The organism is Streptomyces sp. NPDC050534 (assembly GCF_044457745.1).
Lineage (GTDB): Bacteria > Actinomycetota > Actinomycetes > Streptomycetales > Streptomycetaceae > Streptomyces.
Window position 1 is genome coordinate 60,331 of the sequence record NZ_JBITHF010000006.1, and the last position, 16,628, is coordinate 76,958.

At 73.2% G+C, this 16,628-nt stretch carries 16 protein-coding genes; 9 read left to right on the plus strand and 7 right to left on the minus strand.

The features are described 5' to 3' along the window. Positions 1–186 precede the first annotated feature (186 nt). Positions 187–1,716, plus strand: coding sequence for a ricin-type beta-trefoil lectin domain protein (locus ACIBN2_RS20345; RefSeq protein ID WP_399135884.1), 1,530 nt, complete (start codon positions 187–189; stop codon positions 1,714–1,716). 18 nt (positions 1,717–1,734) lie between these two features. Here the strand turns inward: ACIBN2_RS20345 and hutI are convergent, their stop codons facing one another. Genes hutI through hutU form a run of 4 tightly spaced genes read right to left on the minus strand, consistent with a single transcriptional unit; the run spans position 1,735 to position 7,191 of the window. Continuing rightward, the gene (gene hutI, locus ACIBN2_RS20350) at positions 1,735–2,907 is read right to left on the minus strand and encodes an imidazolonepropionase (RefSeq protein ID WP_399135885.1); all 1,173 of its coding nucleotides are present in this window, start codon (positions 2,905–2,907) and stop codon (positions 1,735–1,737) included. Positions 2,908–2,933: 26 nt separating this feature from the next. Further along, a complete protein-coding gene (locus tag ACIBN2_RS20355) occupies positions 2,934–4,280 on the minus strand; it encodes a formimidoylglutamate deiminase (protein ID WP_399135886.1) in 1,347 nt (448 codons plus the stop codon). After that, positions 4,277–5,479: an allantoate amidohydrolase gene (locus ACIBN2_RS20360; protein WP_399136671.1), complete on the minus strand. Its 1,203-nt coding sequence runs from the start codon at positions 5,477–5,479 to the stop codon at positions 4,277–4,279. Before ACIBN2_RS20360 ends, ACIBN2_RS20355 begins: the two co-directional genes overlap by 4 nt. 47 nt (positions 5,480–5,526) lie before the next feature. Beyond that, entirely contained in the window at positions 5,527–7,191 is a 1,665-nt protein-coding gene (hutU, locus tag ACIBN2_RS20365) for a urocanate hydratase (protein WP_399135887.1), read from the minus strand. Between the two features lie 182 nt (positions 7,192–7,373). Here hutU and ACIBN2_RS20370 point away from each other — a divergent pair, with 182 nt between their 5' ends. The 5 genes from ACIBN2_RS20370 to ACIBN2_RS20390 all read left to right on the plus strand — a co-directional run bounded on the left by ACIBN2_RS20370 (position 7,374) and on the right by ACIBN2_RS20390 (position 11,054). Next, positions 7,374–8,753, plus strand: a complete 1,380-nt coding sequence (locus tag ACIBN2_RS20370; protein WP_399136673.1) for a diaminopimelate decarboxylase — start codon at positions 7,374–7,376, stop codon at positions 8,751–8,753. Between the two features lie 170 nt (positions 8,754–8,923). Continuing rightward, a complete protein-coding gene (locus tag ACIBN2_RS20375; protein ID WP_399135888.1) occupies positions 8,924–9,331 on the plus strand; it encodes a hypothetical protein in 408 nt (135 codons plus the stop codon). Beyond that, on the plus strand, positions 9,328–10,143 hold the full coding sequence (locus tag ACIBN2_RS20380) for a transcriptional regulator (protein ID WP_399135889.1): 816 nt from the start codon (positions 9,328–9,330) through the stop codon (positions 10,141–10,143). Before ACIBN2_RS20375 ends, ACIBN2_RS20380 begins: the two co-directional genes overlap by 4 nt. A gap of 13 nt (positions 10,144–10,156) precedes the next feature. Then, positions 10,157–10,657, plus strand: coding sequence for a roadblock/LC7 domain-containing protein (locus ACIBN2_RS20385; protein WP_399135890.1), 501 nt, complete (start codon positions 10,157–10,159; stop codon positions 10,655–10,657). A 22-nt stretch (positions 10,658–10,679) separates the two neighbouring features. Continuing rightward, positions 10,680–11,054 (plus strand): hypothetical protein, encoded by a 375-nt coding sequence (locus tag ACIBN2_RS20390; RefSeq protein WP_399135891.1) that lies wholly within the window; start codon positions 10,680–10,682, stop codon positions 11,052–11,054. Positions 11,055–11,056: 2 nt separating this feature from the next. Here ACIBN2_RS20390 and ACIBN2_RS20395 read toward each other — a convergent pair whose 3' ends face one another. The 3 genes from ACIBN2_RS20395 to ACIBN2_RS20405 all read right to left on the minus strand — a co-directional run bounded on the left by ACIBN2_RS20395 (position 11,057) and on the right by ACIBN2_RS20405 (position 14,108). Further along, entirely contained in the window at positions 11,057–11,641 is a 585-nt protein-coding gene (locus ACIBN2_RS20395) for a hypothetical protein (RefSeq protein ID WP_399135892.1), read from the minus strand. A 92-nt stretch (positions 11,642–11,733) separates the two neighbouring features. Beyond that, positions 11,734–12,594, minus strand: a complete 861-nt coding sequence (locus tag ACIBN2_RS20400) for a MurR/RpiR family transcriptional regulator (RefSeq protein ID WP_399135893.1) — start codon at positions 12,592–12,594, stop codon at positions 11,734–11,736. Next, the gene (locus ACIBN2_RS20405) at positions 12,591–14,108 is read right to left on the minus strand and encodes an aromatic amino acid ammonia-lyase (RefSeq protein WP_399135894.1); all 1,518 of its coding nucleotides are present in this window, start codon (positions 14,106–14,108) and stop codon (positions 12,591–12,593) included. The genes ACIBN2_RS20400 and ACIBN2_RS20405 overlap by 4 nt, the downstream gene beginning before the upstream one ends. Before the next feature lie 141 nt (positions 14,109–14,249). Between ACIBN2_RS20405 and ACIBN2_RS20410 the strand changes: the two genes are divergently transcribed. The 3 genes from ACIBN2_RS20410 to ACIBN2_RS20420 are packed head-to-tail and all read left to right on the plus strand — an operon-like array spanning position 14,250 to position 16,622. Continuing rightward, positions 14,250–15,284 carry an ABC transporter ATP-binding protein gene (locus tag ACIBN2_RS20410; protein ID WP_399135895.1) on the plus strand — a complete coding sequence of 345 codons (1,035 nt, stop codon included), beginning with the start codon at positions 14,250–14,252 and terminating at the stop codon, positions 15,282–15,284. Then, positions 15,281–15,922, plus strand: a complete 642-nt coding sequence (locus ACIBN2_RS20415; RefSeq protein ID WP_399135896.1) for an ABC transporter permease — start codon at positions 15,281–15,283, stop codon at positions 15,920–15,922. The genes ACIBN2_RS20410 and ACIBN2_RS20415 overlap by 4 nt, the downstream gene beginning before the upstream one ends. Before the next feature lies 1 nt (position 15,923). Then, entirely contained in the window at positions 15,924–16,622 is a 699-nt protein-coding gene (locus ACIBN2_RS20420; protein ID WP_399135897.1) for an ABC transporter permease, read from the plus strand. Positions 16,623–16,628 lie beyond the last annotated feature (6 nt).

Consider the following 16,628-nt stretch of genomic DNA (forward strand, 5'->3'; position numbering starts at 1 on the left):
GCCGTGTGACACGCCTCCGCCGAGCGCGGTGCGCCCCGGGAACGCCGGGGAGCACCGCGCTCGGGCGTTCCCGGGGTTACCCACAGAAACTCTTTCCCCAGAGGTTCCCATCCCTCACTATGGGCCCCCATACCCGCCGGTAGGCCAGATCTCCGGCGGGCGGCAAGGGTGCAAGGAGGCGGGTGGATGGCTCGGGCCGACGGGACCGACAGGGCTGTCGAGACCGGTGGCGGGGTTCATGCGGACGCCTCCGACGCGCGGCTGACCGAACTGCTGCGCACCAGCACCCCCACCGTGTATCCGGCCCTGCAGGAGCTGCGCACCCGCCACCAGCCGGCGGTCCTCGACTACGCCCGGCTGTGCACGGCGAGCGAGTCCGCCGCCCGGCAGCTGGCCGCCCAGGCCTTCACCCTGGCGGCCCGTCAGACCGCCCGCGGCACCGAGCCCCTGGTCCCGCTGCGGCTTCAACTCCTGCTGCTGACCGCGAAGGTGGCCGCGTCCTGGGCCGCCGACGAGCGGTCCGCGGGACTCGACCCCGCTCTGCTGCTCGTCCTGAGCACGTCCGGCCCCGAGGGCCCCGTACCGCCCATGCTCACCGCCTTCCAGGCGCTCCCCTCCCGCGCCCAGGGCCTGGTCTGGTACGGCGTCGTGGAGCGGGAGACGCCGGAGCGCACGGCCGTCCTGCTGGGGCTGACCCCCGAGGACGTCGCCTACGAGACCGCCGCCGCGCTGCAGGCCATGGGCCAGCTCTGCCTGCGCTCCCGCCTCGCCGCCTCGTACGACCCGAGCTGCGGCAACTTCGGCCGGCTCATCGAGGAGTCGGTACGGCCCGACTCGCCCCGCGACAGCGCCGACCTGCACGCCCACATGGCGCGCTGCCCGCACTGCACGGCGGCCTACGAGGAGCTGTCGGCGCTGCGGGACGCCCCGCGCGCCGTGCTGGCCGAGGGGCTGCTGCCGTGGGCCGGCACGTCATACGTCACGAGCGACGCACCGCGCCCCAGCACCCTTGCGGACGGCGGGTCCTGGCGGCCCTCGCGGCGCTTCCTGCTGGTCGCGCTCGCCCTCGGTGTGGCGCTCACCCCGCTGCTCGTCTTCCTCCTGACGCGGGGCGGTGCGCCCTCCGCGCCGCACCAGCAGGCGGCGGGCGCGGTGCACACACCGACCATCGCGCCGCAGGTCACGGTCACGGCGACGGTGTCGCCCACGCCGTCGCCCTCTTCGTCGCGGATCAGCAAGTCCCCGTCCCCGACGCACAGTTCCAGCCCCGAGCCGCCGTCGAAGTCGCCCCGCCCCTCCCCCACGCACGCCCCGGCCGGCACCCCGGCCCAGGTCGTGAACGTCGCCACCGGCCTCTGCCTGGACATCCGCGACGGCGACCTGGAGAACGGCACCGACGTGGTGACGGCCCCCTGTTCCGGCTCCCGGACCCAGCGCTGGCGCGTCGACGCCTCCCGCCAGGTGGTGCAGTCCTCCGCCGACCCCGGCTTCTGCCTCGACAGCCGCGGCGACGTCGACCGGGGCGTGGGGATCTGGGACTGCGACTCGGTCGACGGCGACCACGGCCAGAACCTGCGCTTCACCGTCGACGACGACGGTGTGATCCGGCCCGCGATCGCCATCGAGACCGCGATGACGCCCTACGACGGCGACGGGGTGGCGCTGCGGCCGCTGAACGGCGGCGCCGCGCAGCGGTGGCGGGTGGGGGCCCTCTGAGTCCGGGGGCCCGCCGGGTCAGAGCACCTGCACGCCCCGCCGCCACACGCCGCTGACCAGCGGCACGCCCGGCCGGTAGGCGAGGTGCACATGGCTCGGGGCGTCGAGGACGATCAGGTCCGCGTGGGCGCCGAGGTTCAGCCGGCCGACGTCGCCGCGGCGCAGGGCCCGGGCGCCGCCCGCCGTGGCCGCCCAGACGGCCTCGTCGGGGGTCATGCCCATGTCCCGTACGGCGAGCGCGATGCAGAACGGGACGGACGAGGTGAAGGACGAGCCGGGGTTGCAGTCCGTGGACAGGGCGACCGTGGCACCGGCGTCGAGCAGGCGGCGGGCGTCCGGCCACTCGGCGCGGGTGGAGAACTCGGCGCCGGGCAGCAGGGTGGCCACCGTGTTGCCGTTCGCGAGGGCGTCCACGTCCGCGTCGGTGAGGTGGGTGCAGTGGTCGGCGCTGGCTGCGTCCAGCTCGACGGCCAGCTGCACACCGGGGCCGTAGGAGAGCTGGTTGGCGTGGATGCGCGGGTGCAGGCCCCTGGCCTTGCCCGCGGTGAGGATCGCCCGGGCCTGGTCGCCGTCGAAGGCGCCCTTCTCGCAGAAGACGTCGATCCAGCGGGCGTGCGGGGCACAGGCGTCGAGCATCTCGCCGGTGACCAGGGCGACGTACGCGGACGGGTCGTCGGCGAAGTCGGGCGGCACGATGTGGGCGCCGAGGTAGGTGACCTCGTCGGTGTGTGCGGAGGCGATGCGCAGGGCGCGGGCCTCGTCCGCGACGGTGAGTCCGTAGCCGGACTTGGTCTCGAAGGTGGTCGTGCCCTGGCGCAGTGCCTCGGCGAGGTAGCGGGTGAGGTTGGCCGCCAGCTCCTCGTCGCTCGCGGCGCGGGTGGCGGCGACGGTCGTGCGGATGCCGCCCGCGCTGTACGCCCGTCCGGACATACGGGCGTTGAACTCCTGCGTGCGGTCTCCCGCGAAGACCAGGTGCGAGTGGGAGTCGACGAAGCCCGGCAGGACCGCCCGGCCACCGGCGTCGACCCGGTTGTCGGTGGCGGGTGCTTTGCTTGATTCACCGGTCCACGCGATGCGGTCGCCGTCGACGACGACGGCCGCGTCCTGGATCAGGCCGAGGGGGGAGCCGTCACCGAGGGAGGGGTCGTTGGTGACCAGCGTGGCGATGTTGGTGATGACAGTGCTGCTCATGGTGTCCCCAGGGATGACGTCGGGTTTCAGGCACGCAGGGCTTCGACGGCGTCTGCCAGCGCTGTCGGCACATCCGGTACGAGGGTGTGGGCGCCGTCTCGCACCACATGACGGCCACCCACGACGGTATGGCGCACGTCCGCCGCCGAGGCCGCGAAGACAGCCGTCTCCGCACCGAGGCGCGGCAGGGGCCCGGCGGTTCTGACCGAGTCGAGCGCGATCGTGGTGAAGTCGGCGAGCGCGCCCGCCTGCAGAACACCGGCGCCTTCCCAGCCCAGGGCGGCATGGCCGTCGGCCGAAGCCGCGCGCAGCAGGGCCGCCGCGGTCCAGTGGCCCCGGCTGCGGGTGCGCAGGCGCTCGTCGAGCTCCATCGCGCGCGCCTCCTCCAGCAGGTCGATGACGGCGTGGCTGTCGGAGCCGAGGGAGAGCGCCGAGCCGGCCTTCTGCAGGGCGGCGGCGGGGCCGATGCCGTCGGCCAGGTCCCGCTCGGTGGTCGGGCACATGCAGGTGCCGGTGCCGGAGCCGCCGATGAGCGCGATGTCCTCGTCCGTCAGGTGGGTGTTGTGGACGCCGGTGGTGCGCGGCCCGAGCACGCCGTGGTCGGCGAGCAGCCGGGTCGGCGTGCAGCCGTGGGCGGCCTGGCAGGCGTCGTTCTCGGCGGTCTGCTCGGACAGGTGCACATGGAGCGGGGCGCGCCGCTCCTCCGCCCAGCGCGCCACGGTCGCGAGCTGGGCGGCGGGCACGGCCCGTACGGAGTGGACGGCCGCCCCGATCCGCGCGTGATCCTGTTCCTTGAGGACCGAACAGCGTTCGGCCCAGGCCTCCGCCGTGCCGTCGGAGAAGCGGAGCTGGTGGACGTTGGGAGCCTCGCCGAAGCCGGAGGAGAGGTAGGCGGTGTCGAGGAGGGTGATGCGGATGCCGGCGTCGGCGGCGGCCGCGACGAGGGCCTCGCCCATCGCGTTGGGGTCGCTGTAGGGGGTGCCGCCGGGTGCGTGGTGGAGGTAGTGGAACTCGCCGACGGCGGTGACCCCCGCCAGGGCCATCTCCGCGTACACGGCCCGGGCGAGGGCGTGGTAGCTCTCGGGGGTCAGCTTGTCGGCGAACGAGTACATGACCTCGCGCCAGGTCCAGAACGTGCCGGAGCCGACCTGGACGGTTCCGCGCAGGGCGCGGTGGAAGGCGTGCGAGTGGGCGTTCGCCAGTCCCGGGAGCGTCAGCCCGCGCAGGATCTCGGCGCCGGGGGGCGGGGTGGGCACGTCCGTGCGGACGGCCGCGATCCGGCCGTCCGCCACGTCGACGGCGACCCCCGGCTCGACGTGGGTGTCGAGCCAGGCGTGCTCCAGCCAGTACGTCCGCGTGCGGGGGTGCGTCACCTGCAGGCCAGCCCTTCCAGTACGTCGGCGAGTGCGAGCACCCCGGCCACGCAGTCGTCCTCGGCCGCGAACTCGGCCGGGGAGTGCGAGACGCCCGTGGGGTTGCGTACGAACAGCATGGCGGTCGGGATGCTCCCGGAGAGGATTCCTGCGTCGTGTCCGGCACCGGTACCCAGGACGGGGACGGAGATGCCGGTGTCCTTGCCCAGGATGCGGCCCAGCTCCTCGCGCAGGGCGTGGTCGAACTCCACGACGGGCGTGAAGGACTCCCGGACGACGTCGAGGTCGATGCCGTGTGCGGCGGCGTATTCGCGGGCGGCACGCTCGACGCCGCCGACGACGGTGTCGAGCGTGCCCTGGTCGGCCGCGCGGGAGTCGAGCCAGCCGCGCACCAGCGAGGGGATGGCGTTGACGCCGTTCGGCTCGACGGCGATCTTGCCGAAGGTGGCGACGGCACCGGCGAGTTCGGCCTCGCGCCGGGCGGCGAGCACGGTCTCGGCGTACGACAGCATCGGGTCGCGCCGGTCCACGAGCCGGGTCGTGCCGGCGTGGTTGGCCTCGCCCCGGAAGTCGAACCGCCAGCGCCCGTGCGGCCAGATGGCACTGGCGATGCCGACCCGGTCCCCGGACAGGTCCAGGGCCCGGCCCTGCTCGACGTGCAGCTCGACGAAGGCACCGATACGGGCGAGCCGCCCGGGGTCGGCGCCGATGGCGTCCGGGTCGTACCCGGCGGCCTCCATGGCCCGGGGCAGGCTGATCCCGTCGCCGTCGGTCAGCTTGTGCGCGTCCTCGGCGGTGAGCTGCCCGGCGGTGAGCCGGGACCCGACACAGGCGAGCCCGAACCGGGCGCCCTCCTCGTCCCCGAAGTTGACGATGGCGAGGGGCTTGCCGAACCGGACGCCCCTGCCCCGGAGTTCGTCGAGCGCGGCGAAGGAGGACACGACCCCGAGGGGCCCGTCGAAGGCTCCCCCGTCGGGTACGGAGTCCAGGTGCGACCCGGTGACGACGGCGTCCCCGGCACCGGGATCGCCGAGCCAGGCCCACTGGTTCCCGTTCCGGTCGACCTCGTACGCCAGCCCGCGCCCCTCGGCCTGCTCCCTGAACCAGGCCCGGCACTCCGCGTCGGCCCCGCTCCAGGCGAAGCGCCGGTAGCCCTGGGAGTCGGGGTGCCGCCCGACGGGGAGCAGCTCACGCCACATCGAGTGGAAGGAGCTGCTGCCCGGACGGGCGGTCGCCACAGGCTGAGTCACGCGTCCCCACCCTCGCGCATCGGAACCCGCACACCGCGCTCGCCGGCGACGGACTCCGCGATGTCGTACCCGGCGTCCACGTGCCGGATGACACCCATGCCGGGGTCGTTGGTCAGCACCCGCCGGATCTTCTCGCCGCTCAGCTTCGTCCCGTCGGCCACCGTGACCTGCCCGGCGTGGATGGACCGCCCCATGCCCACACCACCACCGTGGTGGATGGACACCCAGGACGCCCCGGAGGCGACGTTGACCATCGCGTTCAGCAGCGGCCAGTCGGCGATCGCGTCCGAACCGTCGAGCATGGCCTCGGTCTCGCGGTAGGGGGAGGCGACGGACCCGCAGTCGAGGTGGTCGCGCCCGATGGCGAGCGGGGCCGCCAGCTCACCGGAGGCCACCATGTCGTTGAAGCGCTCGCCGGCCTTGTCCCGCTCGCCGTAGCCGAGCCAGCAGATGCGCGCGGGCAGACCCTGGAAGTGGACCCGCTCGCCCGCCATCTTGATCCACCGGGCCAGCGACTCGTTCTCGGGGAACAGGTCGAGGAGCGCCTTGTCCGTCTTGGCGATGTCGGACGCCTCGCCCGACAGCGCGGCCCACCGGAAGGGGCCCTTGCCCTCGCAGAACAGCGGCCGGATGTAGGCGGGGACGAAGCCCGGGAAGGCGAACGCCCGGTCGTATCCCGCGAGTTGGGCCTCGCCGCGGATCGAGTTGCCGTAGTCGAAGACCTCCGCGCCCGCGTCCATGAAGCCGACCATCGCCTCGACGTGCTTCGCCATGGACTCGCGGGCCCGGGTGGTGAAGCCGGCCGGGTCCTTGGCCGCGGCGGACGCCATGTCGTCGAAGTCGACGCCGAGCGGCAGGTAGGCCAGCGGGTCGTGGGCGGAGGTCTGGTCGGTGACGATGTCGATGGGCGCACCCTCGGCGAGCATGCGCGGCAGCAGCTCGGCGGCGTTGCCCAGCAGGCCGATGGAGAGCGGGCGGCGGGCGTCACGGGCCTCGACGGCGAGCTGGAGGGCGTGCTCCAGGCTGTCGGCCTTCACGTCCAGGTACCGGTGCTCGATGCGGCGCTCGATCGCGCGCGGGTCGCAGTCGATGCAGAGGGCGACGCCGTCGTTCATGGTGACGGCGAGCGGCTGGGCGCCGCCCATGCCGCCGAGGCCGGCGGTCAGGGTGATCGTGCCCGCGAGGGTGCCGCCGAACTTCTTCGCGGCGACGGCGGCGAAGGTCTCGTAGGTGCCCTGGAGGATGCCCTGGGTGCCGATGTAGATCCAGGAACCGGCGGTCATCTGGCCGTACATGGTCAGGCCGAGGGCCTCCAGACGGCGGAACTCCTCCCAGTTGGCCCAGTCGCCGACGAGGTTGGAGTTGGCGATCAGGACGCGCGGGGCCCACTCGTGGGTCTGCATGACGCCCACGGGGCGGCCGGACTGGACGAGCATCGTCTCGTCCTGCTTGAGGGTCCGCAGCGTGCGCACCATCGCGTCGAAGGAGCGCCAGTCGCGGGCCGCCTTGCCGGTGCCGCCGTAGACGACGAGCTTGTCGGGGTGCTCGGCGACCTCGGGGTCGAGGTTGTTCTGCAGCATCCGGAGGGCGGCTTCCTGCTGCCATCCCAGGGCGCTCAGTTCCGTACCGCGCGGCGCTCGTACGGGGCGGGGTCCTGACATGGTCTGCCTCCTAGCGGATTGTTGCTGCCGTTATTCACATCTTGACTTCATGAATAGAACTAGTCAATACGTCCGTGAGCCAGCGCTCGAGAGCTGCGGATGTTTGGCTGGATGCACTGGACACGTCGGCGCACGCACCGGACGGTGGCATCGGCGCCGGCGACGAGCTCGCGGGGGACGCGGTGGACAGCGGCAAGGACAGTCGGACGGGTGGCGGCGACCGGGCGGACCGGCGCGACGAGGCGGTGCGGGCCGCCGTGGAACAGGGGCTGCTGGGGCCCGGCACCCCCATCGTGGGGCTGCTCGACGTCACCGGCATCCGGGAGGCGGCCGCCGGGCTGCGGTCGGCGTTCGACGCGGTGGTGGCGCCCGGCACTCCGGTGCTGCACGCCTTCGCGGTGAAGGCCACCCCGCTGGTGCCGGTGCTGCGGCTGCTCCACCGGGAGGGCATCGGCGCGGAGGTGGCGAGCCCCGGCGAGCTGGCGCTGGCACGCGCGGCGGGGGTACCGCCGGCCCGGACGGTGCTCGACTCCCCCGCGAAGACCCCCGCCGAGCTGCGCGAGGCGCTGGCGCTGGGGATCGCCGTCAACGCCGACAACCCGCAGGAGCTGGACCGCATCGACGCCCTGATGAGGTCGGCAACCAGCCGCTCCCCCCTGGGAATCCGGGTGAACCCGCAGGTCGGCGGCGGTTCGATCGAGGCCACCTCGACCGCGACGGCGACCTCCAAGTTCGGGGTGGCGCTGCGCGACGAGGGGGCGCGGGAGTGGGTCGTGGAGGCGTACGCCGACCGCCCGTGGCTGACCCGGCTGCACGCGCACACCGGCTCGCAGGGCATCCCGCTGTCGCTGATGGCGCAGGGCGTGGCCGAGACGTACGCGCTCGCCGAGGAGATCAACCGGCGGATCGGGCGCCCGCAGATCGACACCCTCGACATCGGCGGCGGGCTGCCGGTGAACTTCGGCTCGGACGAGACGGCACCGACCTACGCGCAGTACGCGCGGCTGCTGAGCGAGGCGGTGCCGGGGCTGTTCGACGGGCGGTACGGACTGGTCACCGAGTTCGGGCGGTCTCTGCTGGCCAAGCACGGGACGGTGGTGGCCCGGGTGGAGTACGCCAAGAGCGCGGGCGGGCGGCCGGTCGCGGTCACGCACGCGGGCGTGCAGGTGGCGACGCGGACGGTGTACGCGCCGGGTGCGTGGCCGCTGCGGATCGCCGCGTACGACGGCAAGGGGCGCCCCAAGGAGGGGCCCGGGGTCGTGCAGGACGTCGCCGGGCCGGCCTGCTTCTCGGGCGACCTGCTGGCCGAGGGGCGCACCCTGCCCCTGCTGGAGCAGGGGGACTACGCGGCGGCGCTGGACACGGGGGCGTACTACTTCGCGCACCACTACGCCTACAACTCCCTGGCCCGGCCCGGGATCTACGGCTTCGCGCCGGACGGCGGCGGGGGCGTCGCCTTCGCGACCGTACGGGAGCCGCAGAGCCTCGACGCGATCGTGGCCGAATCGGGAGGGGCGCACGCGAACGCGCTCACCACCCTCCGTGCACCCGAGCGCCGTTGACCCGCGGTCGGTGTATCTGGTGGTCAACTGCTGAAAAATGCAGGCAAGTTGACCCACCTTAGTACCCCGGCGCAAGTTCCATCGGAAAATGCCAGATCCCTCACCCCTCGCGCACACGTTGCGTAGCTTCGGCGTCACTCAGCCGAACCGCAGGCGGGAGGGGAGCCAGGGTGCCCGGAATCGACGAGTGTCTGCTCGAAGCCATGAGGCTGCCCGGTGCCCGGGGGGCCGCACTGATCGACTGGACGAGCGGGCTGGCCCTGGGCACCGTCGGGGAGTTCCCGGGCGGCGACCAGGAGACGGCCGCGGTGGAGGCCGCCGAGATCGCCCGGCTGGCCGCCGAGCAGCACGCGTTCGCGCCGGACGACGACCTCGAGGCCGGGGTGGCCACGGACGCGGACCCCCCGGTCGAGGACCTGATCGTCAGCAACCGGGACAGCTACCACGTGCTGCGGTTCGTGGGGTCCTCCTTCGACGGCAGCGTCTTCCTGCACCTGTGGCTGGCCCGCGCGGAGGGCAACCTGGCGCTGGCCCGCATCCGGCTGGGCGAGATGGCGGAACGGCTGGTGCTGGCATGACCACCGCCCGGACGGCCGAGCCCCCGCGCCTGCCCGTGCGCGACCGGGCCACCGCCCACGCACGCGCGTGGAGCGGTGTCTCGCCGATGCTGAACCGGCTCGCCACCGAGCAGGCCACCGGCGTGCTGTTCCGCGAGCACGGCACGCTCCATCTCGCCGGGGGCCTGGTCGTGCACGCCGAGAGCCCGTTCGCGCCCGGTCTGGACGTCCTCCTCACGGCCCGCGGCACCCTCTCCGCCGAGGACTGGCAGCGCGCGCTGAAGGAGACGGACGAGGACCAGGACACCGGCCGTCTCCTGGTCGCGGGCGGTCTCCTCGCCCCCGGCACGCTGGAGCTGTGCCGGCTGGCGGCCCTGTACGACGCCGCGTACTTCGCCCTCGCCTCCAGCAGCACACCCGGCCGCTTCCGCTACGGCAGCGCGCACCCCGGCGGACCGGAGCGCCCCGTGCCGGTGGCCGCCCTGGAGCGCGAGACGCTGCGCCGCCGCGACCTCCTGCACCGCATCTGGCCCGACCCGGAGCCGGACACGGCTCCCCTGATCCGCGCGGACCCGGTGGCGGCCCCCGCCCTCACCCGCCGCCAGCGGACGGTGCTGAACCAGGTGGACGGCGCCCGCACGGCGTCGGACATCGCCCGCGCGGTCGGCCGTCTGGCGTTCCACACGCTGGTGGACGTCCGCCGGCTGACGGCGGCGGGGTTCGTGGAGATGCGCCGCGAGCCGCCACCGCCGCCGCCCGACCTCGGACAGCTTTCGACCGATCCCCACATCACGTTGCTGAAGAGGCTCAGGGATGCGCTGGAGGCCCTTTGAGAGGAGACCCCGGATGTCTGCCGACCCCCACATGCTCGACGAGTTGCGCCGTCTGAGAGCCCGCGTCCCCCAGCTCACGGGCGCGCTCGCGACCGGTGTCGACGGGCGCGTGCTGGCCCAGGACACCCCCGGCGTCGACCCGGACGGCCTCGCCACGCTCATCGAGACCGCGTACGGGGCGGCGGTGAAGCTGGCGGACGCGACGGGACAGGGCGAGTTCCGCGAACTGCTCGTGCGGGGTGTGTACGGCTACGTGGCGACCTACGCGGCCGGCGACTCGGCCGTGCTGACCCTGCTCGCCCAGGACCGGGTCAACGTCGGGCGGCTCCTGCTGGAGGGCCGGCGGGCGGCAGCCCGGATCACCGAACTCCTCGACGGCCACGCCGCACTCCCGGGCAGGCCGAAGCCGGCCAAGCCCGCCAAGCCACCGGCCAAGACGGCCGCCACACGGACCAGAACGACCCGCGCGCCACGCACGACGAGCACCAACGCGCGCACTGCCACCGAAAGTTGAGAGGAAACCGAGGAAACCAGTCATGGCCAACACCGAAACCTGCCTCAAAGAAGCACTCGCCTCCATCGAGGGCGCGACCGGCGTCGCGCTCGTCGACTACACCAGCGGCATGGCGCTGGGCACGATGGGCGGCAGCAAGGCCTTCGACCTGAACGTGGCCGCCGCCGGCAACACCGATGTCGTCCGCGCCAAGATGCGCACGATGGAGCACCTCGGGCTGAAGGGCCAGATCGAGGACATCCTGATCACGCTGAGCGACCAGTACCACCTGATCCGCCTGATCAGCGGGCGCGGCGGCAACGGCCTGTTCCTGTACCTGGTGCTCGACGCCAAGCGCTCCAACCTGGCGATGGCCCGCCACCAGCTGAAGTCGATCGAGGCCGACCTGGAGGTCTGAGTTCAGACGAGCGCCGCGGTGCGGCGCCGCGCCCCGCCCGGGGCCGCGTCGCCCGCCGCGATGCCCGTACTGCGGTACGCCCTGACCGCCTTGCCGGCCGGGCGGCCGCCGTTCGCGGCGAGCCAGTCGACCCGCACCCACAGCAGCGCCTCCCCGGCCCGCTCGCGCCGCCCGAGCCAGGCGGCCTTCAGCCGCAGACCCGTACCGGCACCGGCGAGCAGCATGCCGCCGGCGGCGGGCACGGCGAACGCGCTCAGCAGCGCCGCCACGAACGCCAGCAGCAGCCACCAGCGGTGTCCCCGGCGCCAGTTGCGCACACTCACCGCGCGGTCCTGGAGCACGTCGTGCTTGCCCGCGCGCACCGCCGACCGGACCAGGGAGGCGTACCGCCTGCGGCGCGCGTACGACACCGCGGCCGCCGCCGCGACGAACAGCGCCGCACCGGCCATGACCCCGATCCGGCGTCCCGTGATCCCCGGCACCAGCACCCCGACGCCGGCCGCGAACACCCCGGCCCACCACAGCGGCGCGGCTCCGGCCCGTACGACGACGGCCACCCTGGCCAGTCCCTGCCCTCCACGTGCCACGTTCGGCCTCCGTCCCGTTTCTGCGCGGCATCCGTGGGACGCACGCTAACGAGCGAAGGTGAGACCAGTCTGAGAGCGCACCGGGCCGGGCGTCACTCCACGAACAGCCCCCGCGCCGCCGCCCGCGCGTCGAACTCCTCCAGGCGGGCCTGCGCGTCCGGCAGGTCGTCGCACATGGCCTCCAGCAGGACCCGGCCCAGCAGCATCGGCGCGCACGCCGTGTCGAAGGCGAGCCCCGTGCCCACGGCCGCCGGCAGGAGCAGGTCCGAGACCTTGGCGACCGGCGCGAAGGCGGAGTCGGCGACGGTCACCACCGTCAGCCCGGCCTCCTTGGCGAAGGCGAGGGTGTCCACGACCTCGCGCGGATGCCGGGGCAGCGCGAAGCACAGCAGGGCGCTCGCCCCGGCCCGTACGGCGGCCTCGATGCGGTCCTGGATCATCGTGCCGCCCTCGTCGAGCAGCCGGACGTCAGGGTGGACCTTGCCCGCGAAGTACGAGAAGCCGTAGGCCTGGGAGGCGGCGGCCCGCAGGCCGAGCACGGGCAGCGGCCGGGAGGCGGCGAGCAGCCGTCCCGCCCTGCGCACCGGACGCGGGTCGGCCAGCAGCTCCGCGAGGTGCCGGAGGTTCTCGATCTCGGCCTCGACGGCCTGCTGGTACTCGTTGTACGAGCCCGTCTCGGACGCCTGCTCGGCGGGCGCGACCTCGCGCAGGTGCTTGCGCAGCGCCGGATAGCCGTCGAAGCCGAGGGCCACGGCGAAGCGGGTCACGGACGGCTGGCTGACCCCGGCGAGCTCGGCCAGCTCCACGCTGGACAGGAAGGGCACGTCGGCGGCCCGCCGCACCATGCTGTGCGCGATGCGCCGCTGGGTCGGCGTCAGCCGGTGCCCCTCGAAGAGCGCCTGCAGGCGCCCCGCAGGACTGTCCACCACGCTCACATCCCTCTCCGCGCTCATGACCCGCTCCCCCTCCAGATGTCCGTGAACCGGTCCAGCAGTGCGGCCGCCGCCGTCACGTCGTCCGTGAGCGGCCGGTCGGCCTGGTCCTGCGACAGCGCCGACTCGGCGAGCTCCAGCGCACGGCCCACCGGCAGGTCCGGCTCGGGCCGCAGGCCGCGCTGGCGCAGCGCCCTTACGGCGGCGACGAGTTCGCAGCCGACGACGAGACGGTACGCGCGGCAGGCGCGCAGGGTCTGACGCGCGGCGAGCGAGGCGAAGCTGGCCTGTTCCTCGACGCCCCGGGAGAGTACAGCGTGGCCGAGCGACGCGGGAGCGGAGAAGGCACGCAGGTCGCCCAGGGCCGCCCCGGCGGCGTACTCGAGGATCATCACGCCGGAGGCGGCGGGCTCCTCGTTGGCGAGGAAGGGCCGCAGCCGGGTGAAGCCGGGCTCGTTGAGCGTGGACAGCCGTGAGGTCGACAGCCGGGCCACCTGGGTCAGGGCGAGCCTGAAGTGGTCCAGGGCGAGCGCCAGTTGGGCCTGGTAGAAGCCGCCGTGGTGGTAGGCCGCCATGTCCTCGGGCGAGATCAGCGGGTTCTCGGCGGCCGCGTTGATCTCGATCCGGACGACCTCCTCCAGGTCGTCCGCCGCGTCCAGCGCCGGCCCGTGTATCTGCGGCAGGCAGCGGAAGCCGTACGGGTCCTGGATCCGGCCGAGCGGCGGGGTGGGCCGGTCCGCCGCACCGATCAACTCACGCATGCGGCTGGCGACTTCGGTGGAGCCCCGGTGCGGCCGGGCGGCGTGCACGGGGGCTGCGTACGCCTCGTGCGAGCCGTCGACGGCCAGCAGCGAGAGCGCGGCGACGACCTGGGTGGCCTGCACCAGACCGCGCAGTTCGTGCAGGGCCAGCGCGGACTGACCGAGGGTCAGGGCGTTGCTGCTGATGAAGGCCAGCGCGTCGTTGTTGTCGAGCTGCTGCGGCTTGGGCGCACCCGGTCCCCGCCACGGGGCCTCGCCGGCCAGCGCCAGGGCGGCCTGCGCGAGGGCGGCGATGTCGCCGGTGCCGACCGAGCCGAATTCGTTCACGGCCGGGTGGGCGCCGCACTCCAGCGCCTCGCACAACGCGGTGACGACGGTGGGCCGCAGGCCGGCGCCGCCCGCGAGGAGCTGGTTGGCGCGGACGGCGAGCATCGCCCGGACCTCCCGCGCGGGCAGCTCGTCGCCGATCGCGCCGGCATGGCTGCGCAGCAGCCTGAGTCCGTGCTCGGCGGCCGTGTCGGTGGGCACGTCCTCGTTCCGGTTGGCGCCCACGCCGGTCGAGCGGCCGTAGACGCGCCCGGTCGCGGCGATCTGCCGGGCCGCGTCCCAGGACACCGTCACCCGCTTCATCGCGTCGGTACCGGGCACCGGTCGCGCGGTCCCTTCGGCGAGGCGCACGACGTCGGCGATGCCGAGCCCTATCCCGTCGAGGACCACCAGGCCGGTGTGTCCCAGAGACCCGGCATCCGGAGTGTCCACGATCCGAGACGACATAACCCTCAAACCCCAATCAATACGGACATCCGATCTTGGCCTGCGGTCATCCGTTACCTCGGATTAACGCTGAGGCGTTGACAACCTATTCAGATACCGAGAACTCTGCATGACGTTATACAGCCGGGCAAGGGACAACTCATGATCCAGTTCGATGCGGTCCACAAGCGCTTCCCCAACGGCACGACAGCAGTTCACGATCTCACCCTGGAGATGCCCGAAGGGGGCGTGACCGTCCTCGTCGGATCCTCCGGTTGCGGCAAGACGACCACGCTGCGGATGATCAACCGGATGATCGAGCCGACCTCCGGGACCATCCAGGTCGGCGGCCGGGACGTGACCCGGCAGGACGCCGCGGAGCTGCGCCGCTCCATCGGGTACGTCATCCAGCAGGCGGGCCTGTTCCCGCACCGCACGGTGCTCGACAACATCGCCACCGTGCCGCTCCTGCTCGGCTGGAGCCGGAAGAAGGCCCGCACCCGGGCCGCCGAGCTGCTGGAGACCGTCGGCCTCGCCGCGGACGCGGCCAAGCGGTACCCGCACCAGCTCTCCGGCGGCCAGCAGCAGCGCGTGGGAGTCGCCCGCGCCCTGGCCGCCGACCCGCCCGTGCTCCTGATGGACGAGCCCTTCGGCGCGGTCGACCCGGTGGTGCGCACCCAGCTCCAGGACGAACTGCTGCGCCTGCAGAAGGAGTTGAGCAAGACCATCGTCTTCGTCACGCACGACATCGACGAGGCCGTGCGGCTCGGCGACCAGATCGCCGTGTTCCGCACCGGCGGACACCTGGTGCAGTGCGCCACGCCCGCCGAGCTCCTCGCCCGCCCCGCCGACGACTTCGTGGCCGACTTCCTCGGCGCCGAGCGCGGCCTGAAGCTGCTGTCGCTGACCACCCTCGCGGACGTCCCGCAGGGCCCGGCGCCCGAGGGCGGTGCCTGGACCCTCGTGCTCGACGAGGCCCGCAGGCCCCGGCACTGGAAGTCCGCCGGCGACGAGCTCCCCGTACGGCCGCTGAAGGACGGCGACTCCCTGCTGTCGGCGCTGAACGAGTCCGTCGCCTCCCCCACCGGCCTGATCGCCCGTGTCGACGCGGCCGGCGTGCTCACCGGCGTCTCCTCCCGCGACGACATCCACGCCCACGCCGGCCGGGCGCACACGGAAGCGCGGGTGGCCGCATGACCGTCGACTGGTCGTGGATAGGCGACCACACCGACGAGCTCACCAGCCTGACCGTCTCGCACCTCCAGGCGGCCCTGACCGCCGTCCTGTTCGGCGTGCTGATCTCGCTCCCGCTCGCCGTGATCGCCCACCGGATCCGCCCGCTGCGCGGCTTCCTGCTCGGGTTCTCCAACGTCCTGTTCACGATCCCCTCGATCGCGATCTTCGTGCTCCTGCTGCCGGTGAGCGGACTGACCCGGACCACCACGGTGATCGGCCTGACGGTCTACACCCTGGTCGTGCTGCTGCGGAACACCGTCGAGGGCCTGGACTCGGTACCCGCGAAGACCAAGGAGGCGGCCAAGGCGATGGGCACGCGCCCCCTGCGCACGCTCCTGACCGTCGAGTTCCCGCTCGCCCTCCCCGTGATCATGGCGGGCGTCCGCATCGCCACAGTCATGTCGATCTCCCTGGTCTCGGTCGCCACCTACATCGGCGACGGCGGCCTCGGCCAGCTCTTCACCGACGGCTTCCAGCGCAACTTCCCGACCCCGGTGATCGTGGGCGTGGTCCTGACGATCCTGCTCGCGGTCGTGGCGGACGCCCTGCTGGTCGCCCTCCAGTACGTCCTGGCCCCCTGGCGCAGGAGGCGAGCCTGAGATGTACGAACTCCTCAAGAACCTGGGCACCTGGCTGACCAGCGGCGCCCAGTGGACCGGTCCCGACGGCATCACCCACCGCCTCGCCGAGCACCTGCAGTACTCGCTCCTCGCGACCCTCATCGCGGCCGCGATCGGCCTCCCGCTCGGCCTGCTCATCGGCCACACCGGCAAGGGCGCCTTCGTCGCGATCAACCTCTCGTCCTTCGGCCGCGCGCTGCCCACCGTCGGCCTGGTCGTCCTGGTCTTCCTGGCCGGCGGCCTGTCGATGCTGCCGGTCTACGTTGCCCTGGTCGCCCTCGCCGTCCCTGCCATCGTCACCAACACCTACGCCGGGATGAGCGCCGTCGACCCGGACGTGCGGGACGCGGCGCGCGGCCAGGGCATGCGCGGCCATCAGGTCCTGTTCCAGGTCGAACTGCCGCTCGCGCTCCCGCTGATCATGACGGGCCTGCGCCTGGCCCTGATCCAGGTCGTCGCCACCGCCACGATCGCCGCGTACGTCTCCTTCGGGGGCCTGGGCCGCTACGTCTTCGACGGCCTCGCCCAGCGCGACCTGGTGCAGGTGCTCGGCGGCGCGCTGCTGGTCGCCGTCGTCGCCGTCGCCCTGGACCTGGCCCTCTCCGGCCTCCAGCGCTTCCTCTTCCTCCCCCGCTCTCGACGTCGCTCGAGCGGGGGGACCCCCACCCGCACCGCCTAGGGACCT